16 protein-coding genes are annotated in these 20,773 nt (G+C 36.0%); 4 read left to right on the top strand and 12 right to left on the bottom strand.

Features of this window, described 5'->3' with window-relative positions; all coding sequences use genetic code 11:
• Positions 1 to 36: 36 nt before the first annotated feature.
• Both ACFOW1_RS12010 and ACFOW1_RS12005 read right to left on the bottom strand, forming a co-directional pair.
• Positions 37 to 1,080: an HlyD family secretion protein gene (locus tag ACFOW1_RS12010; protein ID WP_379014550.1), complete on the bottom strand. Its 1,044-nt coding sequence runs from the start codon at positions 1,078 to 1,080 to the stop codon at positions 37 to 39.
• 24 nt (positions 1,081 to 1,104) lie between these two features.
• Positions 1,105 to 1,728, bottom strand: a complete 624-nt coding sequence (locus ACFOW1_RS12005; RefSeq protein ID WP_379014548.1) for a TetR/AcrR family transcriptional regulator — start codon at positions 1,726 to 1,728, stop codon at positions 1,105 to 1,107.
• Between the two features lie 181 nt (positions 1,729 to 1,909).
• Between ACFOW1_RS12005 and ACFOW1_RS12000 the strand changes: the two genes are divergently transcribed.
• Together ACFOW1_RS12000 and ACFOW1_RS11995 are read left to right on the top strand one after the other, a co-directional pair.
• Positions 1,910 to 3,247, top strand: a complete 1,338-nt coding sequence (locus tag ACFOW1_RS12000; RefSeq protein ID WP_379014546.1) for a GH1 family beta-glucosidase — start codon at positions 1,910 to 1,912, stop codon at positions 3,245 to 3,247.
• Positions 3,248 to 3,636: 389 nt separating this feature from the next.
• Positions 3,637 to 6,258 (top strand): MGH1-like glycoside hydrolase domain-containing protein, encoded by a 2,622-nt coding sequence (locus tag ACFOW1_RS11995; protein ID WP_379014545.1) that lies wholly within the window; start codon positions 3,637 to 3,639, stop codon positions 6,256 to 6,258.
• Positions 6,259 to 6,267: 9 nt separating this feature from the next.
• Here ACFOW1_RS11995 and ACFOW1_RS11990 read toward each other — a convergent pair whose 3' ends face one another.
• Entirely contained in the window at positions 6,268 to 6,516 is a 249-nt protein-coding gene (locus ACFOW1_RS11990) for a SemiSWEET transporter (RefSeq protein WP_379014543.1), read from the bottom strand.
• 105 nt (positions 6,517 to 6,621) lie between these two features.
• Positions 6,622 to 7,014 (bottom strand): SET domain-containing protein, encoded by a 393-nt coding sequence (locus ACFOW1_RS11985; RefSeq protein WP_379014541.1) that lies wholly within the window; start codon positions 7,012 to 7,014, stop codon positions 6,622 to 6,624.
• Positions 7,015 to 7,089: 75 nt separating this feature from the next.
• Here ACFOW1_RS11985 and mgtE point away from each other — a divergent pair, with 75 nt between their 5' ends.
• Positions 7,090 to 8,481 (top strand): magnesium transporter, encoded by a 1,392-nt coding sequence (mgtE, locus tag ACFOW1_RS11980; RefSeq protein ID WP_379014539.1) that lies wholly within the window; start codon positions 7,090 to 7,092, stop codon positions 8,479 to 8,481.
• Between the two features lie 478 nt (positions 8,482 to 8,959).
• On the opposite strand, the gene ACFOW1_RS11975 is transcribed toward mgtE, so the two are convergent.
• The 8 genes from ACFOW1_RS11975 to carA all read right to left on the bottom strand — a co-directional run bounded on the left by ACFOW1_RS11975 (position 8,960) and on the right by carA (position 19,860).
• On the bottom strand, positions 8,960 to 9,328 hold the full coding sequence (locus tag ACFOW1_RS11975) for a response regulator (protein WP_379014538.1): 369 nt from the start codon (positions 9,326 to 9,328) through the stop codon (positions 8,960 to 8,962).
• A gap of 86 nt (positions 9,329 to 9,414) precedes the next feature.
• Positions 9,415 to 11,301 carry a sensor histidine kinase gene (locus ACFOW1_RS11970; RefSeq protein ID WP_379014536.1) on the bottom strand — a complete coding sequence of 629 codons (1,887 nt, stop codon included), beginning with the start codon at positions 11,299 to 11,301 and terminating at the stop codon, positions 9,415 to 9,417.
• A gap of 13 nt (positions 11,302 to 11,314) precedes the next feature.
• Positions 11,315 to 11,944 (bottom strand): response regulator, encoded by a 630-nt coding sequence (locus ACFOW1_RS11965; protein WP_379014534.1) that lies wholly within the window; start codon positions 11,942 to 11,944, stop codon positions 11,315 to 11,317.
• Between the two features lie 532 nt (positions 11,945 to 12,476).
• On the bottom strand, positions 12,477 to 13,826 hold the full coding sequence (gene rseP / locus ACFOW1_RS11960; protein WP_379014532.1) for an RIP metalloprotease RseP: 1,350 nt from the start codon (positions 13,824 to 13,826) through the stop codon (positions 12,477 to 12,479).
• Positions 13,827 to 14,011: 185 nt separating this feature from the next.
• Positions 14,012 to 15,166, bottom strand: coding sequence for a 1-deoxy-D-xylulose-5-phosphate reductoisomerase (locus ACFOW1_RS11955; RefSeq protein WP_379014530.1), 1,155 nt, complete (start codon positions 15,164 to 15,166; stop codon positions 14,012 to 14,014).
• 32 nt (positions 15,167 to 15,198) lie between these two features.
• The gene (locus ACFOW1_RS11950; protein ID WP_379014529.1) at positions 15,199 to 16,704 is read right to left on the bottom strand and encodes a GH3 family domain-containing protein; all 1,506 of its coding nucleotides are present in this window, start codon (positions 16,702 to 16,704) and stop codon (positions 15,199 to 15,201) included.
• 117 nt (positions 16,705 to 16,821) lie between these two features.
• The gene (locus tag ACFOW1_RS11945) at positions 16,822 to 18,525 is read right to left on the bottom strand and encodes a hypothetical protein (RefSeq protein ID WP_379014527.1); all 1,704 of its coding nucleotides are present in this window, start codon (positions 18,523 to 18,525) and stop codon (positions 16,822 to 16,824) included.
• Positions 18,526 to 18,753: 228 nt separating this feature from the next.
• Complete coding sequence (carA, locus tag ACFOW1_RS11940) at positions 18,754 to 19,860, bottom strand: glutamine-hydrolyzing carbamoyl-phosphate synthase small subunit (RefSeq protein ID WP_379014526.1); 1,107 nt, start codon at positions 19,858 to 19,860, stop codon at positions 18,754 to 18,756.
• Positions 19,861 to 20,184: 324 nt separating this feature from the next.
• On the opposite strand from carA, the gene ACFOW1_RS11935 reads away from it, so the two are divergent.
• Positions 20,185 to 20,544 (top strand): cupin domain-containing protein, encoded by a 360-nt coding sequence (locus tag ACFOW1_RS11935; protein ID WP_379014524.1) that lies wholly within the window; start codon positions 20,185 to 20,187, stop codon positions 20,542 to 20,544.
• The last annotated feature ends 229 nt before the right edge of the window (positions 20,545 to 20,773 follow it).

Here is a 20,773-nt window from a genome sequence, read left to right as displayed (position 1 = left end):
CTCAGAAATTTCAAATTAGAAATCAAAAATTGCTTGTTATTTCTTTGTTGCCACTACATATACGCTTAATCCAGCGCGTAATATATTTTTGTATTTAGCCACATCGTTAATCCAAATTTTAACGGGTACACGTTGGGTTACTTTCACAAAGTTTCCGCTGCTATTATCTGGCGGTAAAAGGGCAAATTTTGCACCTGTTGCATCGCTAAGGCTTGCTACCGTACCCGTAATTTTTTCGTCAGGATAGGCATCTACACGTAAATCTACCGTCTTACCTGGTGTTAAAGCCTCGATTTGGTTTTCTTTAAAATTGGCAACTACCCAGTAAGTAGTATCGTTTACAATAGAAAATAATGGTGTACCAGCTTGTACAAACTGACCCTCGCTTACATTTTTCTTGCCAATTTTACCAGCTTGTGGTGCATATACTTTTGTGTAAGTCAATTTCAATTTTACCTGATCAATTTTCGCTTGTTTAACCGCCATGGCAGCTTCAGCCTTTTTAACAGATGACTCAAGCACGGCAATACGACTTTGCGCAGAACCTAAATCGTTTTTTGTATTATCTGTTGTTTTTAAAGATGCTTCGTAGTTAAACTTACTATCATCTAATTGTTTTTTGGTAATCGCTTCAGCAGCATACAACGCTTTATCTCTGTTATAATCTTCTAATGCTTTTGCTTGTCTTACATCGCTTAAATCAATGTTGCCTTTGTTTACTTTTAGTGATACTACAGCATTGTTTAAAGCAGCTTTTGCATTAATAATATCTACTTCTGCTTGGGCGTAATCTGCAGTTAATTCTTGTAGTTGACTTTGTAATTCAGCATCATCTAATTCTACTAAAAGTTGGCCAGTAGCAACACTATCGTAATCTTTTACGGCAATACTTTTTACATAACCTGCTACACGTGGTAATACAGGTGTAATTTGTGTTTCAATTTGCGCATTGTCGGTGGTTTCGTGAGTTAAAGCAAAACTGATTTGCTTATAACCAAAATACCCACCTACTAATAATACAACGCCTAAAATAATTGGGCGAACTGGAAATCTTTTTTTTTGATTTGGTGTTTGTTCCATCAGTTAAATTGTTATGTTTTGATATTATTGATTGATTAATAAGTGCGATTGCATCATTTGTTGAATGTGTTTTATCAATCGCTTCTTAAATGCATCATCTGTAAATGGCTCGTAATCGTGTGGTTTTTCCATCAATTGATTACACATATTTTTCGACATCATAATTTGTGTGATAGATCCCACAATTGACGCCACCGTTAATACCGGATCTACTTTCTTAAATACCTTTTTCTTAACCCCATTTTCAATAATCTTGGCAAAATTTTTTGTGTTTCTAGATAATGTTTCGGTTAAGGTTTGATTCAAACTTTCTCTATTAATACCCATTAACTCCTTGTACAATAGTTTATGGAAATTTGGATTAGACACAATTCTGTTCACGTAATCTTCTATCAAAAAATTTACTTTGGCAATCTCAGAAATAGAAGTATTAGCGTTTAATTCTTCTATTCTGTCCTTCATATATCCAGCTTTCTCTTCAATAATTGCTTCCATCAACTTCTCTTTACTACCAAAATAGTAATTCACCATTGCCACATTTACATCGGCCACTTTTGCTAAGTCTCTAATACTTGTTGCTTCAAAACCCTTATCAGCAAAGAGTTGCATGGCATGACTCATAATATGTTGCTTCTTATCTACAGCCATTAATTTGATAATTTGACGGAGCAAAATTAAACAACTGTTTAAAACTAAACAAACGTTTAATTAATTTTTTAGTAACAATTTCTATTTTCGAAAGTTCACAACCCACGCTATTTTTTCCTAAAAATTAATCTTACGGTAATATAGCTTGTGGCAACTTTGAAAGTTATACCAATAGATAATTATGCAGGCCAAACAGTTTGGAAACGATTTTTTATGGGGGGTTGCTATTGCGGCTGCGCAAAATGAAGGTGCTTATAATGTGGATGGTCGAGGCTTATCTATTTGGGACAGTTTTGCAAGACGTCAAGGCAAAATAAAAGGTGGCGATAAACCGTTTACGGCCTGCGATTTTTACCATCGTTATAAAGATGATTTATTACTTGTAAAAGCACTAGGTTTTAAAGTTTTTCGCTTTTCCATTTCGTGGAGCCGCATTTTGCCAGAAGGTATTGGTAGAGTAAATAAAGAAGGTGTTGCATTTTACAACCGAGTTATTGATGAGTGCTTATTGCTCGGTTTAATACCGTATGTAACGTTATATCATTGGGATTTGCCCCAAGCTTTAGAAAAAGAAGGGGGCTGGGCTAGCCATCAATTATTAAAATGGTTTAGCCGTTTTGTAACCGTATGTTCTGAAGAATTTGGCGACCGTGTAAAAGATTGGATTGTACTAAACGAACCTATGGGCTTTACCAGCTTGGGTTACATGATAGGTAAACACGCACCCGGCAAAATAGGACTTGAATATTTTTTACCTGCTGTACACAATGCAGTCATGGCGCAAGCCGAAGGCGGAAGAATATTAAGACATTTGGTGCCAAAAGCGCATATTGGCACTAGCTTTTCGTGTAGCGAAGCAATGCCTTTCTCTAATAAAGAGTTAGATATTCAAGCTGCAAAACGAGCAGATATTTTACTAAATAGATTATTTATTGAACCCTCTCTTGGTCGTGGTTACCCAAATGATGTTGATTTTCCATTAATAGATAAGCTCATACTTCATAATAAGGCTTGGAAGTATACTGATAAAATGACGTTTAATTTCGATTTTATTGGTGTGCAAAACTATTTTGCCCTAACGGTAAAACACAACCCTTTGATACCTTATGTACAACTGAGCGAAGTAACCGCAAAAACTAGAAAAGTGCCCGTAACGGATATGGGTTGGGAAATAAATGCAGATAGCTTCTACAGAATATTAAAAAAATATTGGTTATATGGCAGTGTAAAAGAAATTATTGTGAGTGAAGGTGGCGCATTTTTTAAAGATGAGCTAAAAAACGGCGTTGTTAACGATGCACATCGTATTCAATATTTTCAAGATTATTTACAAGCGATGCTTAAAGCCAAACAAGAAGGTGTGAATGTAAAAGGCTATTTCGCCTGGACCTTGATGGATAACTTTGAATGGAGCGAGGGCTATAAAGCTAGATTTGGGCTTGTACATGTAGATTTTAAAACCCAACTGAGAACCATAAAAAACTCGGGCTATTGGTGGCGTAGTTTTTTAACAAGGTAGCATTCAGGCTTTGTAAATTTTATTTCATGTTCAAATATATTTTTTATTCACATGAATTATCCTTTATCGTATATTTAAATTTTAAATTTAAACTATCATGATGAAGAAAAAATAGTAAACCATATATTTAATATTTTAGGTACAAATATGGATTAATGCGGGATAGGTCAATACAGTTGCAATGATTGTCCTAAATTACTCCTTAAAAAGCGCTATACAGCGTCCTTTGATGACAAAGCAAATAGCTATTCTTCATAGTTCGGGGTATTACTTTGTATCTCTAGATATACTAAAAATAGACAAACCGTTGCATCCTCTTTAATACGATAATCCCAAATCAGCAAACCATTTAATCATTGAATTAAGATTCAGATAATTTTTACGCAGCAATGAACAAAGAACAAGAACGTTTACTAACCCCAGATTGCAAAAAATGGGGCTCTTATATTAGTGATAGACAATGGGGTACCGTACGTGAAGATTATAGTGCAAATGGCGATGCTTGGCACTATACCAACCATGATATAGCTCGTAGTAAAGCTTATCGCTGGGGCGAAGAAGGGATTGCGGGTATTTGCGATGATCAACAATTACTATGTTTTGCAATTGCCTTGTGGAATAAAAAAGATCCGATTATTAAAGAACGTTATTTTGGTTTAACTGGCACAGAGGGCAATCATGGCGAAGATGTAAAAGAATTATACTATTACTTGGATGCAACACCATCGCATAGTTATATGAAGATGTTGTACAAATATCCACAGGCAGCTTTCCCTTACGAGCAACTTATTAATGAAAACAAACGCAGAAATAAATCGCAGCCCGAATTTGAACTTATTGATACAGGTGTTTTTAAAGATGATAAATATTATGATGTTTTTGTAGAATATGCGAAGGTCGATGCCACCGATATATTAATAAAAATAACTGTACACAACCGTAGTAATGCAGATGCCGACCTTCAGGTATTGCCAACCATTTGGTTTAGAAATACTTGGACTTGGGGCGATGATAATGCAAAACCACAAATGATGAGTACCAACAATGGCAACATTTCCATAAGTCACCAACATTTAGGAGACTACACTTTGTTTGTAGAAGGCAACCCTCCCATTTTATTTTGCAACAACGAAACCAATTACAAAAAGGTATTTAATACAGCCAATACTGGTACATTTTTTAAAGATGGCATCAACGATTATATCGTTCATGGCAATCACGAAGCAATAAATATTAATGCCAATGGTACAAAAGCGGCTGCCAACTATGACATCAACATTAAAGCAAATGCTTCTACAACTATCAAGCTAAGATTGAGCACCAATCATGCTATTACGCCATTTCAAGATTTTGATACTATTTTTGCTGAACGACTCAACGAGGCCAATGTATTTTATGCAGATATTCAAAAACATATTACAAGCGAGGACGAAAAATTAGTGCAACGCCAAGCTTTTGCTGGCATGATTTGGAGTAAGCAATTTTATTACTACAACGTAAATAAGTGGCTTCAGGGCGATAGTAACGAACCCAAACCACCTTCTGAAAGATTGAAGGGTAGAAATGCGAGTTGGCAACATTTAAATAATGCAGATATTATTTCTATGCCCGATAAATGGGAGTATCCTTGGTACGCCTCTTGGGATTTGGCATTTCACTGTATACCATTTGCCATAATTGACGCCACATTTGCCAAGAAACAATTAAAGCTACTCACGAGAGAATGGTATATGCATCCAAATGGGCAATTACCAGCCTACGAATGGAATTTTAGTGATGTTAATCCGCCTGTGCATGCCTGGAGCGCTTTTAGGGTTTTTAAAATAGATGAAGCACAAAAAGGCAAACCAGATGTGGCTTTTTTAGAAAGCGTTTTTCATAAATTATTACTCAATTTTACTTGGTGGGTAAACCGAAAAGACAAAGAAGGCAATAATATTTTTGAAGGCGGCTTTTTAGGTTTAGATAATATTGGGGTATTTGATAGAAGCGCCCCTTTACCTACTGGTGGCTATATAGAACAAGCAGACGGCACTAGCTGGATGGCTATGTATAGCTTAAATATGTTACGCATTTCGCTTGAATTGGCTAGATACAATCCCGTTTATCAGGACATGGCTACCAAATTTTTTGAGCATTTTTTATACATTGCGCAAGCCATGGATAATATGGGTACAAATGCGCATGGGTTATGGGATGATATAGATGGCTTTTTCTACGATGTGTTGCAGCTACCCAATGGCAAAAGTGCCCCACTAAAAGTACGCAGCATGGTAGGTTTAATTCCGCTATTTGCGGTAGAAGTGTTAGACCACGACTTGCTAGCTGCAATGCCCGATTTCACCAAACGCTTGCAGTGGTTGTATAATAATAAACCTGAATTAGCAAGTCTTGTATCGCGTTGGAATGTGCAAAACAACGACGAAAAACATCTACTAAGCTTGCTAAGGGGACACCGCATGAAGAAGATTTTAGAAAAAATGCTAGACGAAAGTGAGTTTTTAAGCGATTATGGTATTCGTGCGGTATCCAAATATCACGATAAGCATCCTTATGAATTTTTTGTAGAAGGTAAACGCTTTGCTGTAAATTATGTACCGGGCGAAAGTGACAGTGATTTATTTGGCGGTAATAGCAATTGGCGTGGCCCAGTATGGATGCCTGTAAACTTTTTAATTATTGAAAGTCTCCAACGTTTTCACTTTTATTATGGGGATGATTTTAAAGTAGAATGCCCAAAGGGCAGCGGTAACTTATTATCGCTAAATGAGGTAGCCGATGAACTATCAAAACGATTATCTAAACTATTTTTAAAAGACGAACATGGCAATAGACCAGTATATGGTAATTACGAGCAATTGCAAAAAGACCCGAATTTTAATAACTACATTTTATTTTACGAGTATTTCCATGGGGATAGTGGGCGTGGCGTAGGTGCATCGCACCAAACTGGTTGGACGGGTTTGGTGGCTAGACTATTACAACCTAGAGAAAATCCAACTAAAAAGTAAACAGACTTACTATTTATACCTTACTTTATAAATCAAAATAATTAAGGCCAAAATAAGCGTAATACCATTGGCTAAATACACTGGCACGCTATTACTCATAATGCCATAAGTAAACCATAAAATAGTTCCAAACGTAAACAAGGAGTACATAGACAGTGAAATACCACTCGTGTCTTTCGTTTGAATGGTTTTAATTGCTTGCGGTAAAAAGGATATAGTGGTGCAAAAGGCAGCTACTAAACCTATAATTGTTGTCATGTTCATGATGAAAAGTGAATTAAAACGAATGTTTACGAATGACACGAATTGCTTTCTTTCAATATCTTTAATGCTTTATTAATCCCACTTAAGTGCTAGGGATAATTATTTCGCATCAAACCAAACCTTATTTTTATTATCTGCTTCGGCATTGTAGTTAATAAATAACTCCTCACCTTTTTTAATAGGTTTTACCACTTTTATGGTCATCAAATTATTATCAAAATCCATTTCATACTCGCAATTGGCACTGTAACTGTGGTTGTACATACTAATATAACCCAATGCCAATGCGGCTTTCTTGCGTGTTGGCCCCCATTCAAATACATAATTGTACAGCATGGTTTCTGCTAGGTGTAAATATTCTTTGCCCGTAAATACTAATACTGGCGAAATTTCTACAATGGTGCCTACTTTAAATGCCTTGGTAGTAAATACGCCCTTGCCACCCTTACCACCTTTTTTTGATGGTGCTATTACTAAGTCAGGTAAAATCATGGTTGTAAAAATAAGTGATAGATTGATAACAATATACAATCATGAAAAATGCCCGAATCAACTTAAATTGCGCCCATGAGTTTAGAATTTGAAAATGAAGACATCATGGAGCAATTTGAAAATGTAATTGCTACCGATGATAAGCTACAAATTGCTGACTTTTTAAACGATCAGAACATTAGTGATGTAGCTGAATTGATAAACGAATACCCAGAATATGAAGCACATATTATTGGCAATATGTCTATTCATAGGGCGGCTAGTGTGTTTAAAATTCTCGATATCTCTCAACAGAAAGATATTGTAAAAGAGCTACCCTCTTTTAAAACGGCAGAACTACTTAACGAATTACCGGCAGATGATAGAACAGACTTTTTAGAGGAATTGCCCAAAAATGTGATTCGCGATTTAATAAAACTGTTAGACCCGGAAGAACGTAAAATTACCCTTACGCACCTAGGTTATCCCGAAGATAGTGTGGGTCGCTTGATGACGCCTGACTATGTGTATGTGTACGAACACAACACGATTGAAGAAGTATTTGTTACCATTCGTAAAAATGCGAAAAGCAGCGAAACCATCGATGTTATTTACGTGATTAACGAGGCGGGCGAATTAATAGATGATATTAGAATTAGAGATGTTATTTTGGCTTTGCCAGATAAGTTGGTGAGCGAAGTGATGGACGAACGAGTGGTAGCCTTAAACGTAAACGATGACCAAGAACATGCTAGCCAAGTGTTTAAAATGAACAACCGTGTCGCATTGCCCGTAACCGACGACAATAACATTTTACTTGGCATTGTAACCATAGATGATATGCTTTGGGTGGCTAACGAAGAGTTTAGCGAAGACATACAAATGATTGGTGGTACTGAAGCCTTAGACGAGCCATATCTCGACATTGCCATGCACAAATTATTCCGCAAACGTATAGGCTGGTTGGTTGTGTTATTTTTAGGCGAAATGCTCACTGCTACTGCTATGGGTTATTTTCAAGGTGAGATAGAAAAAGCTGTGGTACTTGCTCTTTTTGTACCACTAATTATTAGTAGCGGGGGTAATAGCGGTAGCCAAGCTAGTACCTTAATTATACAAGCCATGGCTGTGGGCGACATCAGTCTAGCAGATTGGTGGCGGGTACTTAAACGCGAATTACTAAGTGGCGTGATGCTAGGTGGGGTACTTGGTCTGATAGGTTTTGTTCGTGTAGTAGCTTGGCACAGCATCTCTCCAGCGATGTATGGGCCGCATTGGTTAATGATTGCTAATACCGTAGGCTGCAGCTTGCTAGGTGTGGTACTTTGGGGTACGCTTAGTGGCTCGATGCTACCCATTGTACTTAAAAAACTCGGTGCTGACCCGGCTGTATCTTCTGCCCCATTTGTAGCTACGTTGGTTGACGTGACAGGTTTAGTCATCTATTTTAGTGTGGCCTTGTTGTTTTTAAGCGGCACTTTGTTGTAGTTGATCGCAGATTACTGGTACTGTAGATTATGCTAATAGTAGATTTGCCTGGAGGGCATATGCATTATAATTTAGCTTCATTTAATTGTACTTCTACGTTCTGTGCGCTGTGTTTTTTCTTATAGAGTAGGTATTTTAAACTCAAAAAACAAAGAACCTATTTTTTATAAGCAAGGGAGAATAATTTCCTGCCGTGGAAATTATAATTTCCTACTGTGAAAAATAAATTTGCTGCATAGGAAATTTCAGCGTGTATTTCAGAATTGTTTTTTGACAGCAATAAAGACAGTAAAAACGATAATTCTCAAAATGAAATTGACAGAATTAGCTTCTTTTTTCCCTTGTTCAAATGTCGAGTAGATTGCTGCAGCGTTGGATACCAACAACTTTGTACCTTGTACAATGTCTCATCAAATGGTTCATGCTCAGCATAGAACCTCTGCATTCTTGGTCTGCTTTGTTTCATTGTTGGAAACCCTTACCTCGCAAATTCATTGATGGCTTTTACCAAATCTTTCGCTACAAAGGGTTTAGTGAGATAGGCTTGTGCGCCTAGGGCTAGACCTTTTTCTTTGTCATTTACATCGGCCCAGGCAGTCAAAAATATAAAAGGGATATGCTGAGTAGCAGGGTTGCTACGCACTTGTGTAATCACATCAAAACCATTTAAACCTTCCATCATTACGTCACAAATGATGATATTGGGTAGTTCATTAGCTAATGCAATGCCTTGCTCGCCATTACTAGCTTGTAGCACTCTAAAGCCATATAAGCCAAGTATTGAGCTGATATTTTGCAATAAGTTTTCCTCGTCTTCAATCACTAAAACAGTGGTGGGTATACTCATGTTTCTTACTGTTTAGAAAATATCTCTCGCAGAAATCGCCGAAAACGCAGATATTTTTAGTATATTCTGTAAATTCTGCGAGCAAATTATATTTTGTTATAAGGCAATTTTACAGAGAAAATGGTACCTGCATCTAACTTACTTTTTATGGTAATGCTACCACCATGTTGCTGCACAAAATATTTTACCACAACTAAGCCCATACCTGTGCCTGCAATGTTGGCTACATTTCTACCACGAGAAAAAGACGCAAAGAGTTTTACAATATCTTCTTGGTGAATACCAATACCAGTATCTACCACTGAAATAGTAACATAACTATTGCTGTAGCGTACACGCAACGTAGGCGCAGGTTGGTTGATAGAATATTTGAAAGCATTGTCTAGTAAATTTTGCAAAATGTGGCGCAACATTTTAGTATCTACAGGTAGTGGTTGCGCTTGGCCTTTGGTAGCAATGGATAAATGTCTGCCATCTTTCCAAGGCTGATAAGCATTGCTAGCAATTTTGCTGATAAAACTTAATAAGTTGGTAAGTTCAGCATGAAAGTCAATTTTGCCTGCTTCTATTTTACTTACCATAAGTAAGTCGTTCGTAAAAGCCGTCATGCGTTCTACTTCAGTAATAATTTGTGTGGTAAATGGTGTAATGTCGCTTGCGGGCTTACCCACTTCAAGCATCATTTGTATAATTTCTGCACCAGAAGATATTACCGCTAATGGTGTTCGCAATTCGTGCGATACCATATTTACAAAGGCCGACTTTAAATCGTTCAACTCTTTTTCACGCTTTACCACCTCAAGCAGGTTTTCCTCGAGGTGTACTTCGTTGGTAATATCGTTTAAAATTGCCACTATGCCTTTATCGTTTGTAGGGCTTTTTATGCCTTCTGTTACATGATACTGGAACCATTTTTTACTGCCATCTTTTTGAGCAAGTTGTAATCTGCCTTTTGCATTGCTAGCAGTGTTACCAAGTACTGCAAATGCTTGCTTATAAAACTCATAGTTTTTAATACCTATTAAGCCAAATAAATTGTCATATTCAGGATTGTTACCAAAATCTGCCCATACTTTGTTTAAAAAATCTATGCGTAATTGGTCATCAGCTAGTACTACCACTTCCGTCAAATTGTTCAATACGTGCGTATAACTTGCAATGGTTTGCTGCAATACTATCGCACTTTGTTTTGTAGCAGTAATATCGATACTATATTTTACGACATAGGTAACGGTATCTTCATCGATAGATATTGGATATAAAATATGCTGCCACCAAGTGCTATCACCATTTTTTGCCAGTCGCTCTTCTTCAAAACGTACGGCAGTTTGTTGGTTTATTGCTTGGTTAAAGCATTCGGCTTCTTGCAAAGCGATATTGGCAGGTAAATTGTAAAAATTACAATACTCGAGCGATGTTTTACCAATAATTAGTTTACGTTTATCTGCGTTTGGCAAACTTATTTTATTGATAAAAAGATAACGTTTTTCGGCATCAAAAATTGCAATAGGTACCGAAATTGTTTCTAACACCTTTTCGAACACAGGTAGCAAATGCACGTTACCAGCTTTGGCTAAATGTGAAATGGTGAGCGGCTTGTAAAGCCATAAATGACCAACAATGGCTTCATTAATAATTAATGGGAAATAATCTCTTAAGTAAGTAGTACCATCATACAACACCACTTTTTCCTGCGATACAGGCTTGGCTTCTTCAACAATTTCTTCAACTCGGTAAATAAATTTTGAAGGATTTTTAAACAAAAAACTAGGCGCAAAACTGCTGTTTGAACTTGGCTTGCCTACTAGTTCTTCTGGAGACATTGCTAGCTTAAATAATTGGCAAAAGCTATTATTCACAAACTCTATATGCCTATCAGCAGTTTCTATTAACACGGCATCAGCTAGGCTATTAAATATGAGCTGCTGCTTTTGTTTATGCAATAAATATTGATATGTATTGGATACATCCATTCAGTTTCTGTAATTATTTCCGCAACACTTTAGCTATCAACTCAGATTTGGTACGCACGCCCATTTTAAAATACACATTTTTTAAATGGTCGTTTACCGTAGTGGCAGATATGCCTAATGCTATAGCAATCTCTTTGTAAGTAAGCCCTTTTAGCAACTCGTTTACTACGCCCGTTTCTCTAGGGGTAAGGTTGGTTAAATGGTCTTCATATCTTTCTTGTGGCTTGTGAATTTTTCTAAATAATTTCATCGCCACATCGGGTGTAATTAACGCACCACCACTTCTTATAATATCTATGTTTTTGCGCAATTCATCTATTTTAAATGGCTTTAGTAAATAGCCATTGGCACCACGTTGAATGCAATCGAATATCACTGCATCCTCATCATTACCTGTAATCACTACCAAATGTACATCGGCCCATTTTTCTCTGATAAACGTAATACCTTCTAATCCAGAAATCCCAGGCAAGCCTAGGTCTATGAATACTACAAATGGCTCATCGAGCGTTGCTCTTTTTTCTAAAAAATCTTCCATGCTATTGCATGAAAAAGTAATCAGTAAATCTTTTTCGAGCTCAATAAACGCCTCTAAGTTTCTTCTCAGCGAGCGGTCGTCTTCTATTATACCTACTGTAATCATGGTTTAAAATTAAGTAGTTTCAAATAGGATGTTGGACTTTAAAACGAGACTTTGTTATGCGTTTCTTTTTTGGAATTTGGTTTTTCAAAAAAATGGTTTTTCAATGGATATTGGACAAAGGACTTTTTTAATTTGAGCTTTTTAGGTATTGGAAAATACGTTTAAGCTTTTCTAGGATATTAAACTTTCGTAATTCATCAATTGGTTCATTTAGTTCTTCTACAATTTGGATTTTCTAATAAAAGTGTCCTTTGGTTTTGTTCAAGGATATTGGATACGTCGTTGGATTTTAAGGGTTATTGAATAATGGTTTTTATATAGGATATTGGATAGAATCTTTTTATAATTCTGCATTTAAAAAGCTTGTTTTCATAGGGTACTTTTTAAAAACGGGCTTTGAGAATATTGGATTTGTTTCGCTGCTTAGGCGTTGGCTTTCTGAATATTTAACGATGTAAAAATGTTCCGTTTTAGGGCAATAAAAAACCCCTCAAATGAGGGGTATATAATCTATGCCAATAAAACGGGGCTTTTACTTAATAAAGTTGCGCCAAACATCTAGACCAAGTGCGTACACCATGAGGCTTAATAACAGTGCCATGCCACCTATTTGGGCGTATTCCATAAACTTATCACTTGGCTTACGACCCGTAATCATTTCTACAATACAAAATAGCGCATGACCACCATCTAAACCTGGAATTGGCAAGATGTTCATAAAAGCTAGAATGATTGAAAAAATAGCTGTAAGCTCCCAAAAACGCTCCCAAATCCATATTTTAGGGAATGTTTTGCCAATACTAATAACACTACCTAAGCTGTCATTGGCATTTACTTCGCCAGTGAATATTTTCTTAATACCTATGATATATTTAGTTAAAGTTTCCTTACAGCGTTTTATACCAACTGGTATTGATTGGGCAAATGTGTATTTTACCGTTTCGTATGAAAAAAATTGATCAGGCGATTTGGTATAATAGCCAAGTTTACCATCCTTCAATGTCAGCTTAGTGGTTACTGTATCCTTGCCTCTTAAAAAGCGAATGGTAATGGTTTCGTTTTTCAATTTTTTTGCAATTGCTACCACTTCGTTGTAATAAACAGTAGACTGTCCATTAATACTAATAAATCGGTCACCCTTTTGCATCGTTCCAGCTACTATCTTAGCTGAAGCACCTACAGAATCTACCACCGCAGGAAAGCGTACGCCAATAAAATCGGCATTACCCCCATCTTTGGTTAGCTGCTTAGTTAAGTCATTTGGCAATTCAATAGTAACAGTTTGGCTATCTCTTTTTACGGTAAACGTTTTGGCATTTTTAAATACCACATCCGATGTTTCATCGCCAAAATAGGTTACTGGACGATTATCTATGGCAATAATATTATCACCATCTTTTAAGCCTACTTTTTTAGCCAAATCGTTGGTAGCAATACCATATTGCATACTTTTAATGGGCAGCATTTTATCGCCCCAATAAGCAGTAATTCCAATAAAAATCACAATAGCTAGCACCACATTTACTATTACACCGCCCACCATTATAATTAAGCGCTGCCAAGCTGGTTTGCTTCTAAATTCATAGTCTTTAGGTGGTAGTTTCATCTGTTCTTTATCCATACTTTCATCTACCATACCTGAGATTTTTACAAATCCGCCAAAAGGTATCCAACCAATACCATATTCGGTTTCGCCACGCTTTATTTTAAACAAGCTGAAATAAGGATTAAAGAACAAGTAAAACTTTTCTACACGGCATTTAAAAAATCTAGCTGGTACAAAATGGCCTAATTCGTGTAGTACTACCAAAATTGAGAACGACAAAATAAATTGTCCCGTCTGTACCATTACGCTACTCCAATCAATCGCTAATAATGTCATACCCCAAGCCCCGAAAGGGGAAATTTTAAAATTTTTGCAAAGCAAAAATTATTGTTATTAAATATTTGTTTTGCTTCGATAAAAGCTGAAAAAAGAACGAAACGTTGCAGTAGATACTTCGCAAACTCAGTATAAACTTGCAAGTAAAGCAACATTGAAATATAAATGCTGAATACCCTCAACCACTACATTTGAATCAGCGAAGCGGCAAATGTTCTTGCTTCACCGTCGCTTTCGTAATACTGCTGCAAACTAGGTTTTTCTATAAATGCTACCTTGTTTAAAGCTTGCTCTACCACTTCTGTCATATCTAAAAAGCCAATACGATTTCTTAAAAAAGCATATACTGCCACTTCGTTAGCTGCATTTAAAATACATGGCATATTACCGCCTTTGTGCAAGGCTTCTGTAGCGAGTACCAAGTTTCTAAAAGTACGTAAATCTGGCTCTTCAAAGGTTAACGTGTTTGGCTTTTTAAAATCATATCGTGGGAAGTCGCTTGGTATACGTTGTGGAAAAGCAATCGCATATTGAATAGGCAGCTTCATATCTGGCAAGCCCATTTGTGCTTTTACGCTACCATCTTCAAACTGCACCATGCTGTGAATGATGCTTTGTGGATGCACCATTACTTTTATTTGGTCTGGCTTTAAGTTAAACAACCATTTGGCTTCAATCATCTCAAGCCCTTTGTTCATAAGGGTTGCAGAGTCTATGGATATTTTTGCACCCATGGCCCAATTAGGATGTTGTAAGGCGTGGTCACGTTTTACATTGACCAAATAGTTGGGCTTACGACCTAAAAATGGACCTCCACTAGCGGTTAAAATAATTTGCTCAATTTTATTGCGCCCCTCGCCCACCAAGCATTGAAAAATAGCAGAGTGTTCGCTATCAACAGGAATAACAGCCACACGTTTTTCGAGTGCTTTTTGCATTACAATATCGCCAGCCACTACTAAAGTTTCTTTGTTGGCCAAGGCAATGGCTTTCCCATTTTCTATGGCTTGTAATGTAGGTTTTAAGCCTGCAAAGCCCACAATTGCCGCTAGCATCATATCGTAGCAATCCATGGCTGCTACTTCTTCCAAGGCTTTTTCGCCAGCAAATACTTTTACATCTGTACTAGCTAGCGCCTCTTTAACAAGGTGGTATTTTTTATCGTCACCAATAACTACGCAATTGGGATTAAATTTTAAAGCCTGCTGAATGAGTAGTTCGTGGTTGCTTTGAGCCGTTAGTACTTCAGCCGAAAACTTATCTGCATGTGCAGAAATCACGTCTAAAGCTTGTGTACCAATAGAGCCTGTAGAACCAAATATTGCGATGCGTTTTACCATTAGAGTGCAATATAAATACAATAAAATTAACGTTAAGGTAAAGAAGCTGTTAAGAATGTTTTCAAATCATCTGCCAATTGCCTGTCGTTACTTAAACGCGGCACTTTGTTTTGTCCGCCTAGCTTCCCAATATGCTTCATATAGTCAATAAAACCTTGCTTACGAATAGGTACTATTTGAAGGGTTTGTAAAATATTACCACCAATCAAATCATCGTAATACACGTTTTTAGCTCTTAAATTGGTATCAACTGCCAATGAAAAAGCTTGCATATCGGTAGGTGGCGTTTCAAATTCTATCAACCACTCATGGTAGCTTTTGCCATTACCTTGTTGTATCAGTGGTGCCACAGTAAATTCAGTTACACTTACACCAAATTGTTTTGAGGCGCTTAGCAAAGCAGATTCAACTTCTTCGCCAATGACATGCTCACCAAAAGCAGAGATAAAATGCTTGATACGACCACTTACTACAATTCTGTAAGGGTTTAGGCTTACAAATTTTACCGTATCGCCAATGTTATAGCCCCACAAGCCAGCATTGCTATTGATGATTAAAGCATAATTTTCGCCTAGTTGTACATCTTTTAAGGTTAACCTTGTAGGTTGCTCGTTGAAAATTTCAGCCGCAGGCACAAATTCAAAAAAGATACCACTGTTGGTATTTAACAATAATCCTGGCGCTTTTTGTGTATCTTGAAATGCCAAGAAACCTTCGCTAGCAGGATACAATTCTATAACATCTAATTGCTTACCTATGCTTTCGAACAGCTTGGCTTTGTAAGGCTCAAAATTCACCCCACCTTGCACCATCACACTAAAATTAGGAAACAGTTCGCTAATTTTTTTACCGCTTCGTTCTACCAATCGGTCAAAATACATTTGCATCCATGGTGGTATGCCACTTATCAGTGTCATATCTTGATTGATGGTTTCGCCTACAATAGCGTCCAGTTTTGTTTCCCAATCGTCAATACAATTGGTAGTATAACTAGGTAATTGGTTGGTACGTAAATATTTTGGTATATGATGATTAACAATACCGCTCAAGCGACCCGTTGGAATATCTGCAATACGTTCTAATTCGGGAGAGCCGCTTAAAAAAATCATTTTCCCTTTTACAAAAGCATGGTTACCAGTTTCTGCCATGTAGCACAGTAAAGCATTACGGGCAGTATCAATGTGGTTGGGTATAGAATCTTTGGTAATGGGTATATATTTTACGCCGCTTGTTGTACCGCTTGTTTTGGCCAAATAAATAGGCTTGCCCTTCCACAGTACGTTGTGTTTACCTTCTTTGATGAGAGCGATGTAATCTTTGATTTGCTCATAATCTCTGATGGGTACAGCTTTAGTGAAATCGCTGTGAGAGTGAATATTTTCAAAATGGTGGTCTTTACCAAACACGGTATTACCGCCAACTTTTAGCAGGTTTTTGAAAATCGCTTCTTGGTCTTGCAAAGCCGTGTGCGATTCTTTAATAATCTTTTTATGGATATAGCTGGCAAATGGTTTTGCCAACAAAGACTTCAAGTTCATGCGGATTTAATAAGTTGTAAATGTAAACGATGATTTTAAAGAAAGCAAAGATTAAAATAAATGTTACGCTTATTTATATTATTTATGGTATGTAATTATGATACACCAACATAAAATTTACTTACTTAAGCTGTAAACAATATCCTCACCTTCTTTAAAAATAGCAGGATAAGGCAAAGTAGTACCTGAAACAACGATACAATCTACCTTATCTACTTCAGAAATTGGCTTATATCTAGTACTTTCTTTTATAGAAGTATAATAGTTAAACCGTTTGTGATTTAATGAATAATAATAAACCAAGCCAGGCACAAAATAATAAAAGGTAGGGGAATAATTATATACACTTTCAATATTATTTTTCATTAAAACGTCAGATAGTTGCTTTACCCTTTTATCTAAAACTTTACTCCAATTCATAAACGAGCCCGTATAAGCTTGATAAAAACTTGCAACCGAAAAGCATACAGCAAGCGAGATAGTAATTATTTTTTTTGTCCTCAAAATATTACATAATAAAATTATTGTAGAAAAAGGCACGAGAACTAAATAGGTTAAAGCCCGTTCGGGCGGGAAAATATGCGTCAACCATTTAATTAAAAAAATGGAAGCCATAAATACTAAATTAATGATTATCAAGAATTGATATTTTTTGGCACTAGCAACGAATAGTAATATTATATTAAGTAAAAACAGGATATAAAAAGTATACCACCATCCTCCATAAAATTCAGAATAACAATGAAAAGGTAAATCATGTAGCGCCAAATATGATGTATTTGCTATGCTTGCATCTAGGCCGAAACCAATGCCTGTACCTAACAAAAAAGGAGAAATTAAAATTCCACTTAACAAAATAGACAAAAAACTGTAGCAAAAAACTTGCAGTAGTAAAGCATATTTCTTATGCAATACAAGGTATAGCACCATAGCAATGCTACTAAATACAATGAAATAAATATGACTCAAAATTGAGTAAGTAGCTAAGGCATTTAGCGATGAAATACCAAGCACTTGAAAAAATGTTAATCGTTTTTCAACCAATCTTGTTACGCTATAATAAATACATACTAGAAAGAACATATTAACCATTACACCCCGTGCATACAGCATATAATAGACTGAAACAGGTAAACAGGAAAATATGACTACACCACAAAGTGCAAGCCAATCCTCTCTAAACATCTTTTTTACGATAATAAAAACCAATACACAGGTAAATTGCCCAAATAATATGACGCTTAAACGTATTGTGAATGCATTAATGGGTAAAAACTTGAGCAATACACTTGTAATAATATTATGCAAAGGATAATTGTTGTATGCAACAAAGGAATACAACACATTTTTACTTAAGAAGTAATTGTAATTCCAAACCTCATCGTATTGCAAAGCGAATATATCAGATATTAGAACACTTCTTACAAAAATGATACATAGTAGGCAGAGCAATATAATGCTACTTTTTTTAGAACTCGAAGTCAGTTCTTCAATCCAAAATTTAAAGTGACCATGAAATTTTGTAGAAATTTTTGTTAGTACCCGCATAATATGCGCTTTGTACCAAATACAAAGTATTAATGCTACACCAGATAGAATAGTTATTAAAAAACTCAACTTTTGTAATACTAAAAATTTAGATACAGGGAAATATTTACTAATTAAAGTAGTACGCAAATCTTCTCTTTGAATTTCGTGTAGTGCTATAGAAATTAATGTCTCATAGCTCATTGCTCGTAAAAAAAACCAATTACTAGTTAATAATACCAGCACCATTATTCCTAAACCATAGCAAACTGAAATTATAATTTTATTGAGCATTCAATGCAATTTTCAAAAGTCTAAAATAAAGAATAAGGGTTTTCATGGCTCTAAATTAATAAACGGGCTTATTACATATGCTTTTTTACTTATTATTTGCTTAATTCCTGTTATCCAAACGCCTATTAACATGACAATATTCGTAGATAAACCTTTACGCGAATTTTCAGCATAAACTTAAAAGCCGCCTCATGTACTGAAGCGGCTTTCATCTCATTTTATTAATAATTAATTGGTCTTATGGGTCATCATGGCAACAAAATCATCAAATAAATAACGGCTATCGTGTGGGCCAGGTGTGGCTTCTGGGTGATATTGTACGCTAAATGCAGGCTTATTTTTTAAACGAATACCTTCTATGCTGTTATCATTAAGGTTTAAGTGCGTCACCTCAATATTATCGTGGTTTTTAACTGCTTCGGGATCTACACCAAAACCATGATTTTGAGTAGTAATTTCACATTTGCCCGTAATAATATTTTTTACAGGATGATTTAAGCCTCTATGACCGTGGTGCATTTTAAAAGTAGGTATACCATTTGCCAAAGCCAATAATTGATGACCTAAGCAAATACCAAACACAGGTTTATCTTCTTGCAAAATATCCTTAATAGTAGCTACGGCATAAGGCATAGCTGCAGGATCGCCTGGGCCGTTTGAGAAGAAATAACCGTTAGGATTAAATTCCTTTAAACGAGCAAAAGGCGTTTTAGCAGGATGCACACGTACATGAGCGCCGCGATCAACTAAGCAATTTAAAATGTGCTTTTTTATACCAAAATCTAGTACTGATACTTTGATGGCAGCATTTACATCGCCAAGTTCATATTCTTCTTTTGTGCTTACAGTACTAGCAAGTTCTAAACCATCCATATCTGGGCAACTTGCTAATTGTGCTTTCAACTGCTCTACATCTAAAATATCTGATGAAATAATGCAGTTCATCGCACCTTTTTCACGCACATGCGCTACTAAAGCCCTAGTATCAATATCTTCAATGGCCACTATTTTATTCTCAACCAAGTATTTTTCTAATGAGCCACTCGCTTGAAAACGGCTAAATAATTCTTCTAAATTTCTAGCTATTAAGCCGCTTATTTTCACAGAATCACTTTCTACATCAATAGGCTTTACACCATAATTCCCCACGTGTACATTGTTCATAATCAATACCTGACCAGCATAACTTGGGTCTGTAAATACTTCTTGATAGCCCGTCATGCCAGTGTTAAAACAAATTTCGCCTGTGGTAGTATCTATGAAGCCAAAAGCTTTACCATGAAAAACGTGCCCGTCGGCCAGAACTAAAATTGCAGGTTGTTGTGTAGTAGCCATTAATTATTTATGATTTTTAATTGATGATTTCTGATTTTGATGATTGTTTGATTATCGCTAAAGCCAACAAACTTTAGGTTGCACAAAATTTTTGCAAATTAAGCCCGATATTTTTAAACAATACCTATTTATATGTAAAACTTATACCCAAAATGAAAAAATTGTTACGTGATATGTAATAGAATAGACAGTTAGTTCGCAACTAATTTCAGACATTAACAAGCTTGCAGACTTAGTTCCAAATGAGAAACAAAGTTGTAGAAGGCTATTGCCATGAAAGCAAGTATGTATATTGCGGTTAGTGATCAATTATAATTTTGAAAAATGGAAAAAGTAAGTATTGCCGAAAAACTACATTTATTTTCTGAATATTGGAGTCCAAAAATTGTTGGTGAACTCAACGGCCAGCATATAAAACTTGCAAAGTTTCATGGCGAATTTGTTTGGCACAAGCATGATAACGAAGATGAAATGTTTTTAGTAATTGAAGGCGTTTTAAAAATGGAACTTAGAGACAAGACAATTCTTATCAATAAAAATGAATTCCTAATTGTTCCAAAAGGAACTGAACATCGGCCTGTTGCAGAAAAGGAAGTTTCTGTTATGCTATTTGAACCTTCATCAACCTTAAATACAGGCAATACTGAAAATGAATTAACAAAACACGTTCTTGAAACGATATAGAATACCGAAGAAATCTCTAAGTAAGATTTGTTCAATGAAGTATAGTCAACTAACCTTATTTTATACCACGTCATTTAATCTAAAAGCTTTCGAATAATATTGGTTGATATAATTATTTGTTTTAGATGCTTCGAGCCTAAGCATTACAGTCAAAAGTTAAGGTGCCAAACTTACCCTTACACTGAGCCCCGCCCTTGTATTGATGGTAGGTGCAGAGGTAGAGATATAT

Source organism: Parasediminibacterium paludis, assembly GCF_042651445.1.
Classification (GTDB): Bacteria; Bacteroidota; Bacteroidia; order Chitinophagales; family Chitinophagaceae; genus Parasediminibacterium; species Parasediminibacterium paludis.
This window is presented reverse-complemented; position numbering and strand designations above follow the sequence as displayed.